Source organism: Christiangramia lutea, assembly GCF_022489035.1.
GTDB classification, from domain to species: Bacteria; Bacteroidota; Bacteroidia; order Flavobacteriales; family Flavobacteriaceae; genus Christiangramia; species Christiangramia lutea.
In genome coordinates this window covers 858,607-877,913 of the sequence record NZ_JAKVTV010000001.1, presented here as the reverse complement: position 1 = coordinate 877,913, position 19,307 = coordinate 858,607, and the positions used below count along the sequence as shown (strand labels likewise).

Below are 19,307 nucleotides of genomic sequence, written 5' to 3'. Positions count from 1 at the left end.
AATGTAATGTTACTCTTTTATTCGGGTCTTTTTCATGCTAACCATATAAACACCTACGAATACCAGTGCTGCCGCCAGTCCTTTTATCCAGGTCAATTTGTCTGCTCCTACCGATATCGCAAATGTAATAGCGATCAAGGGTTGTAAATAAATAAAAGCACTTATGGTGGATGGGGAAAGTTGTTTAAGAGCGTAAATATTCAGCAAATAGGTCATAAAAGTGGTGCCTATCACAACGAAAGCCATTTTCCAGATAGCATCAAAGGGAAGGTCAAACCAGTCTACCGCCATAAATTCGGTATAAGTTACGGGTAGATTGATGAAAATTGCGATAAGGAAAAGCCATTTCATCAACGTGATAGGATGGTATTTTTTAGTCAGAGGTTTTACCAGAATAAGGTACAATCCGTAGGAAAATGCATTAACAATAAAAAGTGTATTTCCTAGAGGAACATTGGGAGCGTTGAAGTTCTCTCCGGTACTAAAAAGTACCAGCACCAGGGCGCCGGCCATTCCTATAATGATCCCAAGTGTTTTTAAAAGCGTGATCCTTTCCTTTATTAGAATGGATGCCAGGATTAGCACCATGACCGGAGATAAAGTTATAATGACAGAGCTGTTTATTGGGGTGGAAAGACTTAGTCCTTTAAAGAAGAACAGCATGTTAATAACCATCCCAAAAATGGCACAACCCAGTATTCGGGGCCAGTCTGAGGTAGCGATCTTTTCTTTAGGGGCAAATAGACTAATTGCCCAAAACAGGACCGCAGCCCCTGAAACTCTTAATAAAATGAATCCGAAGGGTTCAATATATAAAGGCATTAATCCTTTCGCGATAGTGTGATTTACCCCGTAAATGGCGCTTGCCAGGAAGGCGGCCAGAATAGCCAGCAATCGGCTGTTATTCATGAACAGATTCTTTTGCCGATGCTACTGTTTTCTTGGTATTTCCTATGAAAATCTCATTATTATTAATGATCACAGGCCTTTTTAGAAAGGTATAATGTTCCAGGATCAGGTCTTTGTAGTCTGCTTCGGTAAGGTCCTTATTTTTAAGATCCCGTTCTTTATAAAGCCTGGCCCTTTTACTAAAAAGCGACTCATAGCTTCCGGAGAAATTATGCATTTCATCTAATTGACTTTCCGTAATATTATCGGCCTTGATATCTTGTAACTCGAAATCATCTGATAAATTGAGTTCTTTTAAAATCCTCTTGCAAGTGTCACAGGTAGATAGATAGTATACTTTTTTCATAAGGCTTTTCCATTTTTTGCTAATGTAGCTAATGACTATTTCTTAATTTTCAGAAACTGTTTTACATCCTCTTTTGAATAGGTAAGCACAAAAATTCCTTCAGAATATGGAGCGATATCATAAGCGTTGTAATGCATGACCACGCTGTCTTTTGAGATACCAATATTTTCCGGTAAATGAAACTCGTCATTTTCAAAGAACATTCCTGTGCTGTTTATGCTGGCTCCCATTGGGATCTCCTGTTTTTTTCTGAATTCCTTTTCAACATAGTCTGTAAACTCTGCAATAAAAATATCTTCCGGTGTAAGGATTTCCCCAGTTTGTGCATCGAAATTAAGGAAATTGGTGCTTCTGTAACCATGGGCTCCACCAGTGAACATATAAGTGTCGAATTTGATGGATATTATTTCTGAAGATTGGTAATTTATCTTTCCGTTGATAGTTGCTTCCCAGGGTAGTTCATACTCGGGGAATTCACTGGCTGTTTCTTTATATTCCTTTATGAAATTCTCTGCGAGAGCTTCAGGTTTTTTAGTTATAGAATCTTCCTGGAAGTCTACAGTTTTCCCAATAAAGTTTTCGATCTTTTTATTGATCTTTTCGGCTTCAGGTTTACTTTCATCGGCAAAGGGAAATTTAAGACTTATAAAGGTACAGTTCCCTTCTTCCGGAAGGCAGTCGTCCAGGTTTTTTTCGACGGTCCTGGAAAAGAAATTCAGGTTTTTTTCCTTAAAAGAATTATTCCCTTTTTTCTCATCGGCACAGGAAATTAATAATAAAATCGATAAACAGGCGGTCAAAAATCTTTTCACGAGAATCAGGTGTTAAATAACATGATAAAGGTAAAGGCAATTTTGTGATTGCCCAACAGGCTTACTACATTTGTTTTTCGATTTTTTTTTCGAGGAAGAAGCCCGGTTCGGGTGGAAAATAAAACGTTTTTCAGTTGATAATAAAGCTGAAAAAATCACTAAAAATTATAGCAGAAATGAAGTTTAATACTAAAACCATACATGGAGGTCAGGATAATGTAGATCCGGCTTATGGCTCGGTGATGCCTCCAATTTATCAAACAAGTACCTATTCACAAAGTACTCCGGGAGGACATAAAGGATTTGAATATTCCCGAAGCGGAAACCCTACCAGAACAGCCCTGGAGAAGTCTCTGGCGAGTATCGAAAATGGGAATTTCGGACTTGCATTTGGATCTGGTCTTGCCGCTATAGATGCGGTCATGAAATTGTTCAAGCCCGGAGATGAGATCATCTCTACTAACGATCTTTACGGAGGATCCTACAGGTTGTTTACCAGTATTTTTGAGGGATTGGGTATAAAATTCCACTTTATCGGGATGCAGGATGCTGAAGGAATCGAGGAATATATCAATGAGAATACAAAACTTATCTGGGTGGAAACTCCTACCAACCCTATGATGAATATCATCGATATCGAAGCGGTTTCAAAAATTGCTAAAAAGCACGATCTGTTACTGGCAGTAGATAATACTTTTGCTACTCCGTATCTTCAGCAACCATTGGACCTCGGAGCCGATATCATTATGCATAGTGCTACTAAATATCTTGGAGGTCATAGCGATGTGGTGATGGGTAGCCTGGTGGTAAAAGATAAAGAACTGGCAGATAAGCTTTATTTTATTCAAAATGCCAGTGGTGGTGTTTGCGGACCTCAGGATAGTTTCCTGGTTTTACGTGGAATCAAGACCTTACACCTAAGAATGCAGCGACACTGTGAGAATGGTGAAGCCGTTGCGAAATACCTTAGGTCTAATCCTAAGATTGATAAGGTATACTGGCCAGGTTTTGAAGATCATCCAAATCACGATATTGCCAAGAAGCAAATGTCTGGATTTGGGGGAATGATCTCCTTTACTACAAAGGAAAACACTTTGGAAAGTGCTACGAAGATTGTGGAAAACCTTAAGGTTTTTACACTGGCAGAATCCCTGGGAGGTGTTGAATCCCTTGCCGGGCATCCTGCAAGTATGACCCATGCGTCCATACCTCAGGAAGAAAGAGCAAAAACCGGAGTGGTGGATTCTCTAATCAGGTTGAGTGTTGGGATAGAAGATGAAGAAGATCTTGTAGCCGATTTGAAACAGGCAATAGGATAAAATCTAAATAAAAATCTAATTATTATGGCCTGGGCAAACCAGGCCTTTATGTTTAAAACAACTATGAAGAAATTTATTATTAGCGCAGCTCTTGTTCTTTCAGCGATAAATTTGAGTTTGGCGCAGAATTTCAGTTCTCCAGACGGTGATCTTGAGATGAGCTTTGAGGTTAAGGACAGTGTGCCTATGTATTCTCTATCCCTTAACGGAAAAAAGGTGATCGAAACCAGTAAACTGGGATTGGAGCTTAAGGAACAGGAAGATCTGCTTTCCGGATTTGAAATTTTGGAAACAAAGGAATCGACTTATGACAATACCTGGACACCAGTTTGGGGTGAGACCAAAGAGATAAGAAATCATTACAATGAACTTGCGGTTACTATGAACCAGCCTTCTACAGATAGAAAACTGGTGATTCGTTTCAGGCTTTTTGATGAAGGTCTTGGCTTTAGATATGAATTCCCAGAGCAGGCTAACCTCGTTTACTTTGTAATCGAAGAAGAGCGTACACAATTCGCTATGACGGGAGATCATACTGCTTTCTGGATTCCGGGAGACTATGATTCGCAGGAGTATGATTATACCGAATCGAAATTATCTGAGATCAGGGAAATGTTCGACGTGGCTCTAACCGATAATGCTTCACAGGAACAGTTTTCGAAAACGGGAGTTCAAACTTCACTAATGATGAAGACTGAAGATGGACTTTATATCAATTTACATGAAGCTGCTCTAAAAGAGTATTCTTTGATGAACCTGAACCTGGATGAAGAAAATATGATCTTTGAATCATGGCTTACTCCAGACGCAATAGGCAATAAAGGTTATATCCAGGCGCCGGCCGAATCTCCATGGAGAACGATAATGGTAAGTGATGATGCCCGCGATATTCTGGCATCCAACATGAACCTGAACCTTAATGAGCCAAATAAGATCGATGATACTTCCTGGATAAAACCAATAAAATATATTGGAGTTTGGTGGGAGATGATCACCGGGAAAAGTTCCTGGGCTTATACAGATGAACTTCCAGCGGTAAAACTTGGGGAAACAGACTATACGAAGACTAAACCTAATGGTAAGCATGCGGCAAATACTGAACATGTGAAAGAATATATAGATTTCGCCGCTGAACATGGATTTGACGGGGTACTGGTAGAAGGCTGGAATGAAGGTTGGGAAGACTGGTTTGGGAAGTCTAAAGACTATGTTTTCAATTTCGTTACTCCATATCCAGATTTTGATGTAGAGGAAATTCATAAGTATGCTCAAAGTAAGGGAGTGAAAATGATCATGCATCATGAGACTTCCGGAGCAATCAGAAATTATGAGCGACACATGGATACCGCCTATAAATTCATGAACAAATATGATTATCCGGCGGTGAAAAGCGGATACGTGGGAGATATTATTCCTCGTGGAGAGCATCATTATGGTCAGTGGGCCATCAACCATTTCTTATATGCGGTTGAAAAGGCTGCAGATTACAAGGTTATGGTGAACGCTCACGAAGCCGTTAGACCAACCGGATTAAGAAGAACTTATCCTAACCTGATAGGAAATGAATCTGCTCGTGGTACAGAATTCCAGGCATTTGGAGGATCTAAACCAAATCACGTTACTATACTTCCATTCACGAGGCTCATTGGTGGACCCATGGATTATACTCCTGGTATTTTCGAAATGGATATTAGTAAACTAAATCCTGATAATAATTCCCATGTAAATAGTACGCTGGCCAATCAATTGGCACTTTATGTCACCATGTACAGTCCGTTACAGATGGCTGCCGACCTTCCTGAAAATTATATGAAGTTTCCGGATGCCTTCCAGTTCATCAAAGATGTAGCTTTAGACTGGGATGATAGCGATTACCTGGAAGCTGAGCCGGGTGATTATATCACCGTGGCCAGGAAAGAAAAGGGAGGTAACAACTGGTTTGTTGGAAATGTGAATGGAAATGACGCCAGGACTTCCAAGATTAAATTCGATTTCCTGGATAATGATAAAGAGTATATCGCCACGGTTTATTCTGATGCTGCAGATGCGCACTATAAAGACAATCCGCAGGCATATGAGATCAAGAAGTACAGGGTGAATAGTAAATCCCAGTTGTCACAGAGATCTGCACCGGGAGGAGGCTACGCCATAAGTATTATGGAAGCAGAGAGATCTGAAACTAGGGGATTAGAAAAATTATAATCTTGAATAGAAAATAAAAAAGCCTGAACTGTTGAGAATCAACTTGACAGATTCAGGCTTATTCTTTAAATTCGATACTTGTAAATATCAGGATCATGGTAAATCCAACAAAGAACTTATGTTGAAAAAGTTGATTTTCGTACTTCTGATCCTATGCTCTATTCAAGGTTTTAGCCAGAGATACCGGGATTATGAAATAGGACCTATGGTTAATTATGAGCATACTTCTCTGTATGCCGCGAATAATGTTTTCCAGGGACCCGATGCTGAAGGATATTCGAATTCAGGTTTTGAGCCGAACTTTGCAGCAGGGCTATACTTTATTTATTACTTCAGGCCAAAAATGGGATTAGGTACAGAGCTCTATTTCCAAAGAACTACTTCTTCAGAGCTGGAAAGCGGTGAATATTACAACTCGATCACTTTCATGCCCTATATCAATTTCGATCCTTTCAGGTATATAAAGAACTGGTATTTCGGTGCCGGAGTAGGGGCTGCTTTTATCCAGGAAATACCAGATTATGGGTCGGTTGTTAAGGAAGAAGACATCAGGGTGATCACCATTCCAATGAAATTATCTACTTCTTACAGGATAAGAAATGAAATAACATTTGAACTTGGGGCACAGGTCGAACTACTGGAAGTCGTAGATGGCCAGGTTAGAAGGAATGCCATTTTCGCTGGCATAAAGGTTCCGTTTAACCGGGTTTTTGGGCGTTACCGTTAGATATTTTAACTTAAAATATGCCTTCGAAGACTTTAATAAGTTTTCTTACTTCCTCAAGAGTATTGTAATGTACAAGACTAACTCTTACCACTCCATTATTTTCCTCAAGATCCAGGGTTTCTATAAGCTTTTTAGCGTAAAAATCTCCAAATCTAATACCAATCCCATGTTCGTCAACCTTTCCTACGATCTCATCGCTTTTTAGTTTTGAATGCACAAATGATATAGTTGGTACTCGAACAGTTGATGAAGCATCAGTTTTTCCAATAATTCTTATTTCAGGAATTTTTTTAAGAAAATCAAGAAGCAAGCTAGCCAGTTCTTCCTCATGTTTAGAGATAATTTTGAAAGTTTTGCTTAGCCTTTCAGAATAGTTCACCTTGGTATCGTTAAAATGATGCCTGTACATTTCATCGTAATATTCAATAATGCCCAGGGTGCCGTAGGTGAGTTCAAAATTGAAATTTCCCGGCTGTAGTTTATAAGGAACTGAATCTTTACCAATGAAATAATGGTTAAAACTATCGAGTTTCAGGAGTTCCTCATATTTAACGTACATCACTGCCAGGTGAGGTCCGTAAGTCTTATACCAGCTGAAGGTATAGAAATCTGCATTCAGTTCTTTTACATCTACTTTTCGATGAGGTGCATACGCGACTCCATCCACACAAATAAGTGCTCCGGCTGCATGAACAGCATCCGCAATTTCTTTAACCGGATTAATTGTACCCAAAACATTTGAGGCATGGGTTACCGCTACCAGTCTGGTTTTAGATGTCATCAATTCCTTAAGATCCTTAAGTTCAAGTTCAAGCGTTTCCCGATTCACTTTCCATGTTTTCACCCTGAAACCATGTTCTCTAAGATCCATCCAGGGGGAAACATTGGCCTCATGGTCTGTATCGGTGACGATGATCTCATCTCCATTTTCCCACTGCTTGCTGATGGTCAAACTCAGTATACGGAGCAACATGGTGGTGGAAGAACCTATAACCACCTCTTCGTCTTTAGAAGTATTAAGTAATTCAGCGATCTTGGAGGTAGCGTATTTTAGCTTCCTTCCGGCTTCTGCGGAAACCTTGTAAGACGCACCCAACTGCACATTATGATACAATAGGTAGCCGCTTATTCGTTCTGCAACCTTCTTTAAAACCTGCGAGCCTCCGGCATTATCCATGAATATGAAATCTCTGCTAAGGGCAGGAAATTGTTCTCTTACATATTTTATATCCATCATTTTTCCAATAAATTTTCGTTGAACAATTCCAGTATTCTCCTGTATTCGTCGGTCCAGCTACTTGGCTCAACAAATCCGTGTCCTTCTACTGGATAAACTGCCATTTCCCAGTCTTCCTTGCCTAGTTCGATAAGTCTTTGTGCAAGCCTAACTACATCCTGAAAATGCACATTGGTGTCTATCATTCCATGAGCGATAAGAAGATCTCCTTCGAGGCCTTCAGCGAAATAGATTGGTGAAGACCTGCGGTAAGCTATCGGATCTTTAGAAGGCTCATTAAGAATGTTGGAAGTATAGCCATGATTGTAATGCGCCCAATCTGTTACCGATCGAAGGGCTGCACCGGCTTTAAAGGTTTCGGCTTCGGTGAACATGGCCATTAGGGTAATAAACCCACCATAGCTACCCCCATAAATTCCCACTTTTGAAAGGTCTATATCATGATTTTCGAGAAGATATTTCACACCATCCACCTGGTCGGTAAGGTCTTTGCCGCCCATATGGCGATAGATGCCGGTTCTCCAGTCTCTTCCGTATCCCGCGCTTCCACGGTAATCTATATCGATCACGGTGTAGCCAAGATCGGTAAGCAGGTTATGAAACATATATTCCCTGAAGTAACTGGACCACCATTTATGTGCATTCTGAAGGTATCCCGCACCATGAACGAAAACTACTGCAGCATCGTTCTTCACGCTTTCCTCTGGAACATAAAGCCTGGCCGGAACCATCGCTCCATCACGAGCTTCAAATTTTATCAATTCCGGTTCTCTCCAGGGATAGGAAGAAAACTCTTGCGACTTACCGCTGGTAATCTGCCTGGCTTCAGCCTTTTCATCTGTTTTCTTAAGGAACAATTCTTCCGGCTGATTCATATAGGAATGTAGAATTGCCATGTTTTCCTCGTCCGGAGAAAGTCTTACCTCATTCTTTCCGGTCATTTTGGTAAGTTGCACCATTTTGCCTCCCATAAGCGGCATTTTATAGAAATGTCTTTCTCCCGCGTGTACCTTTGAAGAAGTAAAATACCAGTGTTTTCCATCCTTGGAAATCATTGGATCGAATACCTCATAATCTCCAGGGGTAAGGTCCTTCTTTTTTCCTGTTTTTACATTCAGGATGTACAGGTGTGAATAACCAGATTCTTCACTCTGGAAATAGATATGTTCATTATCTGGTAACCAACCCATTTCGGCAAGGCCATAATAGGTGTAGCCAATCCCAGGGCCGGCTAGCCAGGCTTCGTCATGCTGCCTTTCAATGGTTTTTAAGGTCCCTTTTTCAAGGTCGACCATGGCGATCCATCTGTCTTTATTGTCAGAGGACCTTAAATTAACCATGGCTTTCTCCCCATTATTAGAAAAGTAAAATTTTGAGGGAATCACTTCTCTTTCCTTTTCCTCCCATTCCTTATCGGGATAATCTTTGGTATATTCTGGAAGATCCTTTAAACCGGGAAGACCAGAGATATCTATTACATATGCTGTATCCCTTTCGAGATCGTAAAGCGCCAGTTCCGCAGTATAGTTCATGTTTCCAACCTTCTCGCGGGCATCCAGGTCTACAGTATATCCACTCTCATCAACATAATCTGGTACTATGGTCTCTTTTCCGGTTTTTCTTTTTATTAAACTGAAACCTGCATATTTTGCATTTGGTGAAACCTCCAGGTTTCGTAATTCTTTGTCTTGAAGATAGAATATAAAGTCTTCTTTTTCTTTATTGGACTCACGGTATGCTTTAGAGTTTTCTTTGTCCAGTTTTCGCTGATTCACCACCTTTAGAAGTTCCAGATTTTCAGATTTTAACCATTCTTCCTTATCCGAAAGTTTCTTCTCTTCCTCCTTTTTTTCTGAACCAGATTTAAAATGAGTTAGCTGAGTTATACTTCCTGTTTCAAGATCATATTTAAAGGCATTCATTTCTGCTTCAAAAGAAAGGGCTGTGTCTCCAGCAAGAAACTGAGGGTCTTCAATCGAAAATGATAAATCCAGGAGTTCTTTTTCTTCCCTGGAATCGAGGTCATAAATGAAAATATCGCCATTCCTGGAATAAACTGTTTTGTTTCCAGAGCTGTTGAAATCACCAGAAGTTGGAATCATACTTCTTTGATCTTCTGCCGAAACCTGAACGATTTTTTCAGGGTTTTTGATACTTACACGGTAAAGAGAATCTGCCGGATTTCCTTCAGGATTATAATCGAAATAGATATTTTCGCTATGTATTCCCCATTTCACCGAGCTTGGGAAATTTCCCATCCAGTCTGTATCCTGCATGATCTTTTTTACACTAAGATCTGATTTTTGGGCATTAAGGGATAGGACAGAGCTTAAGAAAAGGAAGGCGAATAAATATCTGGGCATGATCTAAATTTTAAACTAAATTTTTGGGATGTCAATATAGCTAAATTTCAGCCGTCTTTTAAACCATATCGCCCCGCATTGGTCTAAAATCAGGTATTAGCAAAAAATCCGATATTGCAATAACTTGAATTATCAACTAAACCTATTATTTTATGAGAATCAAAATGCTTTCTTTATTGGCATTTCTATTTTTAATGACTTCAGTGATTTCTGCCCAGGACAAGCAGCAAATGGTGAAGAAGATCGTAGAAGAAGCCGAAGAAAATTCCCAACTTGAACAAATCGCTCATGAACTATTAGATGTGGTAGGACCTCGCCTGGTAGGAACTCCGCAAATGAAGAACGCTCACGACTGGGCCGTAGAAAAATATAAAAGCTGGGATATCTCTGCCAGGAATGAAGAATGGGGAAAATGGAAAGGCTGGGAGAGAGGTATCACCCACGTAGACCTGGTAACTCCCAGGATCCAAAGCCTGGAAGCGAGACAGCTTGCCTGGAGTCCTTCCACTGGAGAAGAAGGAGTAACTGCTGAGGTAATGATCCTTCCTGAAGCAAAAGATTCTCTCGATTTTGTTGAAAAATTAAAGTCGGTTAAGGGAAAGTTCGTAATGATCTCTATGTCTCAACCCACCGGACGGCCAGATGATAACTGGCAGGAATGGGCTACAGAAGATTCTTTCACTAAATTGAAAAAGGATCGTGATTCCCTAAATGACCTATGGAACACCAGAATTCGAAATACCGGTCTGGATAGAAGAGAGCTACCCAAGGCTCTTGAAAATGCCGGAGCTGTTGGAGTTATTACTTCGAATTGGTCTAGAGGTTTTGGTGTGAACAAAGTCTTTTCGGCATATACTGAAGAGGTTCCAACCATCGATATTTCGCTGGAAGATTATGGATTGTTATACCGCCTTGCCGAATATGGCGATAAGCCTGAAATCAAGGTCGTTGCTCAATCATCTGATCTTGGAGAGATGCCCACTTTCAATACTATCGCCGAGATAAAAGGAAGTGAAAAACCAGAGGAATATGTGATCCTTTCTGCCCATTTCGATAGTTGGGACGGTGCTACCGGTGCCACCGATAATGGTACGGGCACTATGGTCATGATGGAAGCCATGCGTATCCTGAAAAGAATATATCCTAATCCTAAAAGGACTATTCTGGTAGGACACTGGGGTAGTGAGGAACAAGGTTTAAATGGTTCAAGGGCTTTTGTGAAAGATCATCCTGAAATTGTGGAAAATGTTCAGGCTCTTTTCAACCAGGATAATGGTACAGGTAGAGTAGTAAATATCTCCGGAAACGGTTTTTTACATTCTTATGATTACCTGGGAGACTGGCTATATGAAGTTCCCGAAGAAATAACCAGCCATATAGATACGAATTTTCCGGGTACTCCGGGAAGAGGAGGATCAGATTATGCCTCTTTTGTGGCTGCTGGTGTTCCGGCCTTTAATTTAAGTTCCTTGAGCTGGGATTACTGGAATTATACCTGGCATACCAACCGAGATACCTACGATAAGATCGTATTTGATGATGTTAGAAATAATGTGATCTTAACCGCTGTTCTTGCTTATATGGCCAGTGAAGATCCGGAAAGAACATCCAGGGAAAAGATCAAACTACCAGTGAGTAAAAGAACAGGTGAGCAAATGACCTGGCCTGAGGCTCGCGATGCCGAAAGAGCAGGAATGCTGGAAGAATAAAATTTATGCAGGCAGCTGATCTTGAAATTTCTTTTTCAGCTGGTTGGCTGCCTTTGTATAACCTCCGTTTCCTCCATCTACAAAATGTATGTGCTGGTCTTTATGTATATCCTTAACATAACAGGACATTATACTTTCCTCACTCACGTGATACCCATATTTTATAAGGTTTAGTTCCTCAAGTTCATCCAAATACGCAAGGAGTTTTTCACGTTGTTCCTGGGTGCCGCTAATTACCGTATTAATTCTACCATCCAGGGTAAGATTGTCTGATAATTCCACTAACTTTTTAAGATAGTTTTTTCCCGAATTCGAACTATTCAGATATATGCTTCCAAAACTGGCCATAAACCAATTCTGCATAAAAGCAAGCCAGCTCCATCTGCCGAATTTCGCGTTCATCTCATCTTTAATTCTCTGGAAACCAGATTTGGTTCTTAATTTATCTACCGAAATAGGTTTTCGTGAATCAACCGATCCGTAGATATCATCTATAATTTGTAAAATCCGTGAATAAATCCTGGCGTAATCATTTTTTCCGCAGCCGGAAATTATTAGGCTTAATACCTCATGTTCTTTTTTGGGAGGTTTAATCCGGTCCCATTTACACTCCATTCCGTTAAGGTTGAGTGGTGTTTCATCCATGGTAAGAGTATGAGGATTGGCATTTTCCTTTATCTGATCTTCGGCATATTTCAAGCCTCCACCAAGGATCACGGGTATGCTCAGGGCATTATTTATTTTTGCCCGGGCGATCTTTAGATCGATGTTTAAATCATAGATTTCGGAAATCCTGATGCTGCCAATGGCGAGGTTGAAGCCAAAGTTTTTCTGTGTATTCCTATCGTGTTTATCCAGAACCGATAAGGCATGTTCCTTAATTTCAGGCGGAATAAGGAAGGTAGCACCATCTCCTCCAAAAAAGAAGGGAATATTCAGCTTATAATCTTCGGCGAGATTCAATACTGCGATCACGCAGCCGGTAGCCACAAGGTTCACGTGATTATGATTTCCATTTTGCACCGCCTTCGTGGAATTTCTAATATCTGCCACCAGTATATACCAGTCATCAGGAAGCCTGGAGAATCTTTCTTTTTCTCCTATAAGCTTACTTATTGGTATATCATGTACCTCTAAATTTGAATAGAAATTATCGTTTTTACTTTGCATATAGCTTAGGTCGCTTTAAAAGCAGAATAATTTCCAGGGGAATTCAGAGCTTACTGAAACCGATTTAATTTAGCTCAGCGCCTACGGCAACACTGCAATCATGGCCGGGTTCGCCGTGAGGAGGATTCAGTTTTGGGGTGGCACTTTGGAGTCTTACCGGGGACGTCTTCATATCTGGTGTATTTGCTGCGCTAGCCTTTTCTAAAGGAGCACCGACGGGAAGGTCGCATCTATGGCCTTCCTTACCATGTTCAGGATTATATTTTAGTTCTGAACTTTTTGCCATGTTGTTTTTCATCTCTTCAGCTGAAGAAGTTTCAATAACAGCTTCTTCTTTTTCAGATGCTTTTTCTTCATCCTTGCAGGAGAAAATGCTTATGGAGAACAGGCAGATTAAAATGACCAGTATTCTTTCTTTTATTTTCATAATCAGGTATTTGTAGCTATAAATATATCTAAATTATTCGGTAATTTCCTTGAGTTCTTCCTCTGAAATAGTTAGAATTCCGGAAGCGGGAAGCCTGGTGATCATTTCCTTCCAGTTCTTATCTTCTTTGAAAATCTTTTTGAAAATTGGCTTAGCTTCATCTATTCTTCCGCTGTTGGCCAACGCCACTGCCTTCCAGAATTTCATTTCAAGGTTTTCCGGGAACATTTTTTCTGCCGTACCATATTCTAACAGCGCCTTTTCCATATTTCCGGCTTCTACGGCCAGGTCTCCTTTATTCATGCGCTCATAAGCACGGTGAACTTTCAGCAACCTGGAAAGTTCCTTTATTGGTGTTTCATGATCATCTACTCGCAGATCTATCTTTTTATTCTCCCAGCTTTTCTCTGTTCTTTCGGATCCAACCACCACTAAAGCGGCAGACTGTTTTCCGCGGATATCGCCACCTGCTGCCTGGGCGGCCTTTAAAGCTTCTACAACTCTTTCGGCCAGTGGATAATCTGAAAATCTTACAAAAGCTTCCGCCATAGCCGGAACCACTTTGTCATTTAGCATCATATTAGCCTGAACCGAGAAATTCTTTCCTTGCAGGTCTTCTGCAGCCTCGACACAATTCTCCCCGGTGTATCCGGAAACATTTCCCTGGGCATCCAAAAAGGCGACCTGCCTGAACGCCCTTCCTTCGTCCTTTTCGATAAGTTGGGTAAGAGCTCTTTCCGCAGAAACTCCCTGAGACATCAACTCCAGCCCTTCAGGACCATAAGCTGGATTCACAAAAGACTGGGTGGCAACAACGCCAACTCCTGCTTTCCCCCAGGAAACTATAGAGCCTACAGAGAACCAGTGGCTTTGTACACCAACCGCCATTTCACCAGTGATCGTATCCCTTGCCACAATGGAATAGGTATGAGCAAAGGCATCTTTCGAAACACTGCCAACACTCTGAGACATTAAAGGAATTGTACAAAACAGGCAGAACAGAAGGGTAATTTTTTTCATAGTAAGTTTATCTATTTGCCTAAAGGTAGTAAAAGCCCAATTAAATTAGAAGCTATGATGCAGGCTTAACTGAAGCTGTCCTTTACTAAGGTTGTTCAGGGATTGTTCCATATAACCAAATTGAACTTTCAGGTTATCCTTCAGGGCATAGCCAAGAGCACCGTAAAGTCGGTTCCTGTCGAATAACTCTACCTGTCTGCCATTCCCTATATCTTTCTGACCATTGATGAATAGTTCGTTATAAAAAGCCAGGTAAATAGAATTCTTATTCAGGTTAGGCTGGTTCAATGGAATATTCAGGAAAAGATTATAGCGATACCTGGTTCTGAAATCCTGATTTTCCACCCAGCGCTGTTCGTACCTGAAGCGGTGCTTAAGATAGATCCTGTTTGAAATTTTGTGAGGAAGTAATGCTTCCTGATAGATTCGGCTTTCGTTTACAGTTTCGTTGGAATCGCCGAAGGCTCCGGTGGTAATGTTTCCATACCCCAGGGTGAGCTTTACATTAGAGTTAGGGCTATAAGTGACCCCGGCTCTAAGTAAAAGTTGTTCCAGATCGCCTATTACATTCCAGTTTCTATATTGCACATCTCCCTGCAAGCCAAATTTTGAATCCCCGAATTCGGTATCCCAGAAATACATATACCATCCTCCCAGTTCATCATCGTCAACCTGTGAAATTGCATTGAAATTAATTGAAAGAGATATGAAGCCGAAGAGGAGTAGTTTTTTCAAGATCCTAGTTTTTGCTCGTAAATATAAGCGGAGGATACAGGCCTTCCAACTTTATCACCTACTTTTCGATGCTTTCAACCTCCAGGTAGATAGGTCCACCCTCAAGCGGATAGCCTTCAACCTCGGTAGCTGTGACTGTTACCTTCTGATCTTCATAGACACTAAGATCTATAGACTCACTTCTAAGCGCATAATATGTACTTTTGGTTTGTAGCCTATGTGTGCCATATTGATAGGTTGTAACTCCGGCAGGTTCAATTATTCCTGTATACTGGTTCTCATTTTTAACTCCGGAATTGTCTTTGGATGAACCGCAGGAAGTAAGGAAAAACATGATAAAAAGGATCCCTGTAGCCGCAATTATTCTCATGATCTGATTTTTTACACAGATGAAGTTAAGGTTTGTGGTACAATGGAGAAAATAAAAAGTTTATAATGCATTTTTAATTTTCAGCTGAAACCACTTATTTTTGTGAGCGGCTGGCCTCATAGTTCAATGGATAGAATAGAAGTTTCCTAAACTTTAGATCCAGGTTCGATTCCTGGTGAGGCTACTGGAAGACCTTTCGTAGAGATACGAAAGGTTTTTTTTATGTTTTGAAATTGTTAATAGTTTGGTTGAAAAGTATTTACAACCCCTAAAAAATTGGGGGTGAATGTTTTATAAATTGCATGTACCCCAAATTACCCTACTTATAATAGCTGGATTTGACCTGCAGTATATGTTATGCTGTAAAATCGACTATATGAGACTTTTTTTGCCCCAACTCAAATTGATCGAAAGAGTAGGTACTGAGGTTAATTTAATTAGTGTTCTCTTCAAATTCTTTTTGATCACCGGAATCGCCTTTTTGGTATTTTTCCTAACGGCAAGGACCTACACGCCGGAAAAATTTAGTGAAAATAGCGGGACTATACCAAAGATGTTGGCTACCAATCCTCCGCAACCATATTAAATCTAACACTTAATATTGCGGAGGAGCGATTCATCACTTCGGATAACAGATTTTAGTTGTCCCAGGTTAGAACGCTTCCGTAAAATTAAAATAGAGTCCGCTGGACTCACGACCTATTCCAAAATCTATTCGAACATTCATTCTTGGCTGAATTTCTAATCTGTATCCCACACCTATATTCGGAATCCATTCGTTTATATTGCCTAGGTCATTAGCGATGCTACCGGAGCCAAGCCACACAGCGATTCCGTTTTTACTCAATTCCTGGTTAGATTTTAGAAACATATGTCTCCATTCTGAAATTAGATAAACGCCGGTTCTATCGCGATACTGGCCGTCTATGTATCCGCGTAAGGCATTAGTACCACCAATCCGGCTCAATTCCTCATAAGGGACGTCTCCCGTCCCCACACGGCCATATAATTTTAAGGCGAGAGTATTTCCTTCCCGGGCAATCTGGTGATAGGTCCTGATATCCAGCTCGTAAATATTATAATCGTTATCGCTTCCCAGGTAATCACCATAAAAGCTAGCATTAAAATTCACAAACCAGCCTTTCCAGGCATTTACCGTAATATCACGACTATCGTAATTTGCGGTTAATTTTAATCCTGCATTAAAATTTTCTGGACCAAACTGATTATAATAGGCATTTTGCGCCATGTAAGGATTTAATTCAGTCACTTTAGTTCGATTGAGATCGATCCCTCCACCGGTATAAATATTATTCATCACTTTAAAGAGAATCGTGGGAGCGATCTTGTATGATTCTCTTTTGTAGGCCGTAGTGCTGTCACTCTGGGAGAGCTGATTAATTTCTGAAAAACCTACTCCAAAATAATTGTCGTTAGCATTGGAAAATTTCCCCAAAAAATTGAATCGCAGTTTATCCTGAAACCAGAAAGTGGCCATTTTAGAGCTAAAACCGAAGTTTCCTTTAGTGCTAATAAAAGTATTAATAGGAATTGAGGAGCGCTGGATTAAGGAATCTTCCGGATTGGTCTTAAAAGTATAAAGGATTCCGCCCCCAATTAAAAGTCCGTTTTCCGGGGTATAGCCGGGTCCGGCTAAAATACTGAGGAAAGGCCTGCCTTCCTCAATAGCCGCTTCTTTTTTGGCCGCCCTTCGCTTCATATAGCCCTTAATGCCTTTTTCCTGGGCATAATTTTCCATGCTGAAAAAAAACAGCATTAAAAAACAGAAATAGTTAATACCGATTTTTCTCATATTCCGAAACGATAATTTATGGATGTCATTAACTGAAATCTGCCGGGGCCAAAACCGGTTTCCAGCCTGTACCACCAGTGTTTATTATGGTTATACTGAAAGCCAACCTGGAAAGACCATTCTCCCAAGGGGACCTTATCAAATTGGTATCTTAGTGGTGTACTACCCACATCTCTCCCTTCCAGCCAGTTATCCAGGGCAGAAACCAACCGGTCTACCACCAGTTTCTGTGGAAGGCTTAACTCGTCATACCAATTAATCGCCGAATCGGCAATCTGTTCTTTAAGATCTTCAAGGTCATTAGGATCAAGTTTTGCAAAAATGGTTGAAATGGGTAATTCCCCACCGGAATCCTGCGTGATCTTTTGAAATTGAATACCAACGGTGGGAATGATGCCACGGTTAGGTTTGCCGAGTTCAAAATTTCTACCGAATCTCAAAGATGCTACTGTCCCCTGAACTTTGTCATCCAGGGAACTAATATCGGTCCAGGAATAGTTAACATTACCCACCGCAAAATAATTCCCAATTCCGTAAGCCACCACCCCTCCAAAACCCCAGGTTTCACCGGTTGGATTCGCTTCTACCTCGATATTCAGTGGAAATCCTATTCGTATATCGCTGCGGGATTCAGACCTTGCGTAGATTCCATAAACATTCAAAAACGGGAACAACCAGGCATCTGCCCTGAAATTTAAAATATTGGTTCTGTTTTTTACAGTTTTAAAATCCACGAAATCTATCCCCACAAGGCCAGTATCTCCAAAACCAATCTGAGGGTTCTCCAGGGCATATTTCGATTCCTGATAAATATAATTTGTCATTATTCCGAAGGGGAGCGGAAAGTCAATACCACGTTTCCTGATCTTACCCCCAAAGATTGGTAGAACATAAGGGTAAGGAATTGCCGCCAGGCTGTCTCGTTCACTCTCGTTCAATTTGGTAACCTGTGCCTGGGCTGGCCTAAAAATGGAGCATCCCAGTACCAGTATCAGGGAAATTAAAAATATCCTTTTCGGACTTCTTCTGGTATTTAACTGCTTTCCTCTCATGATATCAAGTATAAATTATCTGGAAAATGCATCTGAAATTAGAAAACTCAAACTCCAGTCGTTTCTTCCAACCGCTACATCCAGGCCCAGGTTGATCTTTTCTTTTTGGAGTATTCTATATCTTATTCCAGCTCCCACACCAGGTAAAACCAACTGGTCGAATAATTCGGAAATATCTGGGGTTACCATGGCAAAACCACCAAAGGCAACAAAGCCGAAGCGTGATTTAAATTTATGCCGATATTCTCCCTGAATGCTGTATAGTTCATTATCGCGGTACCGACCTTCAGAATAACCTCTAATATTTTCGCCCCCAACGGTATGCTGACCTACAAAAGGTACATCCCCAAAGGATATCCTGGAATGAAACCTGGCTAAAAAAACACGGTCTTCATTACCAAAATTCGAGTAATGATCGTAAGTAAGATCCAACCTGTGAAAACTTTGATCGTTGCCAAGCCATGCACCAAAATTTTTATAATCGGCTTCAATTTTATGTCCATTAGAGGGATAATTGACGTTATTCCTGGAATCTGATTGCACAAAGCCTCCAAGGAAATTTAAAGGGATATCAATCACCTGCTCTGGTTCCAGATCAAATTCGGTTCTTGAGTTAGAAATTCCTCCAGAAACTCCAACGAATAGGTTACTTACCAGCCTTCTGGATACACGCCCCACTAAAAATCGCATATTATTACTATAATCTACAAACTGGCCTCCTGTATAGAATTCCTCATAGAATTGCAGGTTTCCGGTTCCGGTGCCAACCGATATTTTAGTACGCCAGGTATCTTCAGCCAAAAAAAATTGCTGAACGAGCATTCCTACATAACTTTTTGAAGTGGAATAAATACCTATGAGCATCGTTGAGGAAGAAGGGGAAATACTGTCTTCAGCATTTACTTTATAGAATGCAGTTCCCATTAAACCGTAAGAAAAGTCGATGGTTCTGCTGTAATTGATGTATGGAAGAGCGGCGATCTTAATTTTCTTAGAATCTTCTTTTTCGCTCTCTTGCTGCTGAGCGCTTAGATCAGGAACCATTAAGGCAAGCAAAAAAAGAATACTAAGCGTCTTCATAGCTAGGTTTTAGTAG

General features: G+C 40.6%; 18 protein-coding genes and 1 tRNA gene. 6 read left to right on the top strand and 13 right to left on the bottom strand.

Annotation, left to right across the window (positions count from 1 at the left end; genetic code table 11):
- Positions 1 to 9 precede the first annotated feature (9 nt).
- From ML462_RS03970 to ML462_RS03960, 3 genes are read right to left on the bottom strand one after another with little or no spacing between them, the layout of a single operon-like run.
- The gene (locus ML462_RS03970) at positions 10 to 909 is read right to left on the bottom strand and encodes a DMT family transporter (RefSeq protein WP_240712434.1); all 900 of its coding nucleotides are present in this window, start codon (positions 907 to 909) and stop codon (positions 10 to 12) included.
- Positions 902 to 1,255 carry an arsenate reductase family protein gene (locus ML462_RS03965; protein ID WP_240712433.1) on the bottom strand — a complete coding sequence of 118 codons (354 nt, stop codon included), beginning with the start codon at positions 1,253 to 1,255 and terminating at the stop codon, positions 902 to 904. The genes ML462_RS03970 and ML462_RS03965 overlap by 8 nt, the downstream gene beginning before the upstream one ends.
- A 35-nt stretch (positions 1,256 to 1,290) precedes the next feature.
- A complete protein-coding gene (locus ML462_RS03960; protein ID WP_240712432.1) occupies positions 1,291 to 2,067 on the bottom strand; it encodes a DUF3298 and DUF4163 domain-containing protein in 777 nt (258 codons plus the stop codon).
- A 176-nt stretch (positions 2,068 to 2,243) separates the two neighbouring features.
- On the opposite strand from ML462_RS03960, the gene ML462_RS03955 reads away from it, so the two are divergent.
- The 3 genes from ML462_RS03955 to ML462_RS03945 all read left to right on the top strand — a co-directional run bounded on the left by ML462_RS03955 (position 2,244) and on the right by ML462_RS03945 (position 6,315).
- Positions 2,244 to 3,386, top strand: coding sequence for a cystathionine gamma-synthase (locus tag ML462_RS03955; RefSeq protein WP_240712431.1), 1,143 nt, complete (start codon positions 2,244 to 2,246; stop codon positions 3,384 to 3,386).
- A 63-nt stretch (positions 3,387 to 3,449) separates the two neighbouring features.
- A complete protein-coding gene (locus ML462_RS03950) occupies positions 3,450 to 5,588 on the top strand; it encodes a glycoside hydrolase family 97 protein (protein ID WP_240712430.1) in 2,139 nt (712 codons plus the stop codon).
- Positions 5,589 to 5,619: 31 nt separating this feature from the next.
- The gene (locus ML462_RS03945) at positions 5,620 to 6,315 is read left to right on the top strand and encodes a hypothetical protein (protein ID WP_240712429.1); all 696 of its coding nucleotides are present in this window, start codon (positions 5,620 to 5,622) and stop codon (positions 6,313 to 6,315) included.
- Positions 6,316 to 6,325: 10 nt separating this feature from the next.
- Here the strand turns inward: ML462_RS03945 and ML462_RS03940 are convergent, their stop codons facing one another.
- A complete protein-coding gene (locus ML462_RS03940) occupies positions 6,326 to 7,552 on the bottom strand; it encodes a cysteine desulfurase-like protein (RefSeq protein ID WP_240712428.1) in 1,227 nt (408 codons plus the stop codon).
- Positions 7,549 to 9,915, bottom strand: coding sequence for a S9 family peptidase (locus ML462_RS03935; RefSeq protein WP_240712426.1), 2,367 nt, complete (start codon positions 9,913 to 9,915; stop codon positions 7,549 to 7,551). The genes ML462_RS03940 and ML462_RS03935 overlap by 4 nt, the downstream gene beginning before the upstream one ends.
- A gap of 194 nt (positions 9,916 to 10,109) precedes the next feature.
- Here ML462_RS03935 and ML462_RS03930 point away from each other — a divergent pair, with 194 nt between their 5' ends.
- Positions 10,110 to 11,624, top strand: a complete 1,515-nt coding sequence (locus ML462_RS03930; protein WP_423738472.1) for a M20/M25/M40 family metallo-hydrolase — start codon at positions 10,110 to 10,112, stop codon at positions 11,622 to 11,624.
- A gap of 3 nt (positions 11,625 to 11,627) precedes the next feature.
- On the opposite strand, the gene ML462_RS03925 is transcribed toward ML462_RS03930, so the two are convergent.
- The 5 genes from ML462_RS03925 to ML462_RS03905 form a co-directional block, all read right to left on the bottom strand.
- Complete coding sequence (locus ML462_RS03925) at positions 11,628 to 12,794, bottom strand: DUF3095 family protein (protein ID WP_240712423.1); 1,167 nt, start codon at positions 12,792 to 12,794, stop codon at positions 11,628 to 11,630.
- A gap of 64 nt (positions 12,795 to 12,858) precedes the next feature.
- Entirely contained in the window at positions 12,859 to 13,221 is a 363-nt protein-coding gene (locus ML462_RS03920) for a hypothetical protein (RefSeq protein WP_240712422.1), read from the bottom strand.
- Between the two features lie 33 nt (positions 13,222 to 13,254).
- Positions 13,255 to 14,241 carry a DUF1028 domain-containing protein gene (locus ML462_RS03915; protein ID WP_240712421.1) on the bottom strand — a complete coding sequence of 329 codons (987 nt, stop codon included), beginning with the start codon at positions 14,239 to 14,241 and terminating at the stop codon, positions 13,255 to 13,257.
- A gap of 45 nt (positions 14,242 to 14,286) precedes the next feature.
- On the bottom strand, positions 14,287 to 14,976 hold the full coding sequence (locus ML462_RS03910; RefSeq protein WP_240712420.1) for a DUF2490 domain-containing protein: 690 nt from the start codon (positions 14,974 to 14,976) through the stop codon (positions 14,287 to 14,289).
- Positions 14,977 to 15,034: 58 nt separating this feature from the next.
- Positions 15,035 to 15,346 (bottom strand): hypothetical protein, encoded by a 312-nt coding sequence (locus ML462_RS03905; RefSeq protein ID WP_240712419.1) that lies wholly within the window; start codon positions 15,344 to 15,346, stop codon positions 15,035 to 15,037.
- Between the two features lie 112 nt (positions 15,347 to 15,458).
- On the opposite strand from ML462_RS03905, the gene ML462_RS03900 reads away from it, so the two are divergent.
- Both ML462_RS03900 and ML462_RS03895 read left to right on the top strand, forming a co-directional pair.
- A tRNA-Arg gene (locus ML462_RS03900) sits at positions 15,459 to 15,530 on the top strand.
- A 192-nt stretch (positions 15,531 to 15,722) separates the two neighbouring features.
- Positions 15,723 to 15,932, top strand: coding sequence for a hypothetical protein (locus ML462_RS03895; RefSeq protein WP_240712418.1), 210 nt, complete (start codon positions 15,723 to 15,725; stop codon positions 15,930 to 15,932).
- 66 nt (positions 15,933 to 15,998) lie between these two features.
- On the opposite strand, the gene ML462_RS03890 is transcribed toward ML462_RS03895, so the two are convergent.
- From ML462_RS03890 to ML462_RS03880, 3 genes are read right to left on the bottom strand one after another with little or no spacing between them, the layout of a single operon-like run.
- Entirely contained in the window at positions 15,999 to 17,159 is a 1,161-nt protein-coding gene (locus tag ML462_RS03890) for a BamA/TamA family outer membrane protein (protein WP_240712417.1), read from the bottom strand.
- A complete protein-coding gene (locus ML462_RS03885) occupies positions 17,156 to 18,211 on the bottom strand; it encodes a hypothetical protein (protein WP_240712415.1) in 1,056 nt (351 codons plus the stop codon). Before ML462_RS03885 ends, ML462_RS03890 begins: the two co-directional genes overlap by 4 nt.
- A 15-nt stretch (positions 18,212 to 18,226) precedes the next feature.
- The gene (locus ML462_RS03880) at positions 18,227 to 19,291 is read right to left on the bottom strand and encodes a BamA/TamA family outer membrane protein (protein ID WP_240712414.1); all 1,065 of its coding nucleotides are present in this window, start codon (positions 19,289 to 19,291) and stop codon (positions 18,227 to 18,229) included.
- Positions 19,292 to 19,307 lie beyond the last annotated feature (16 nt).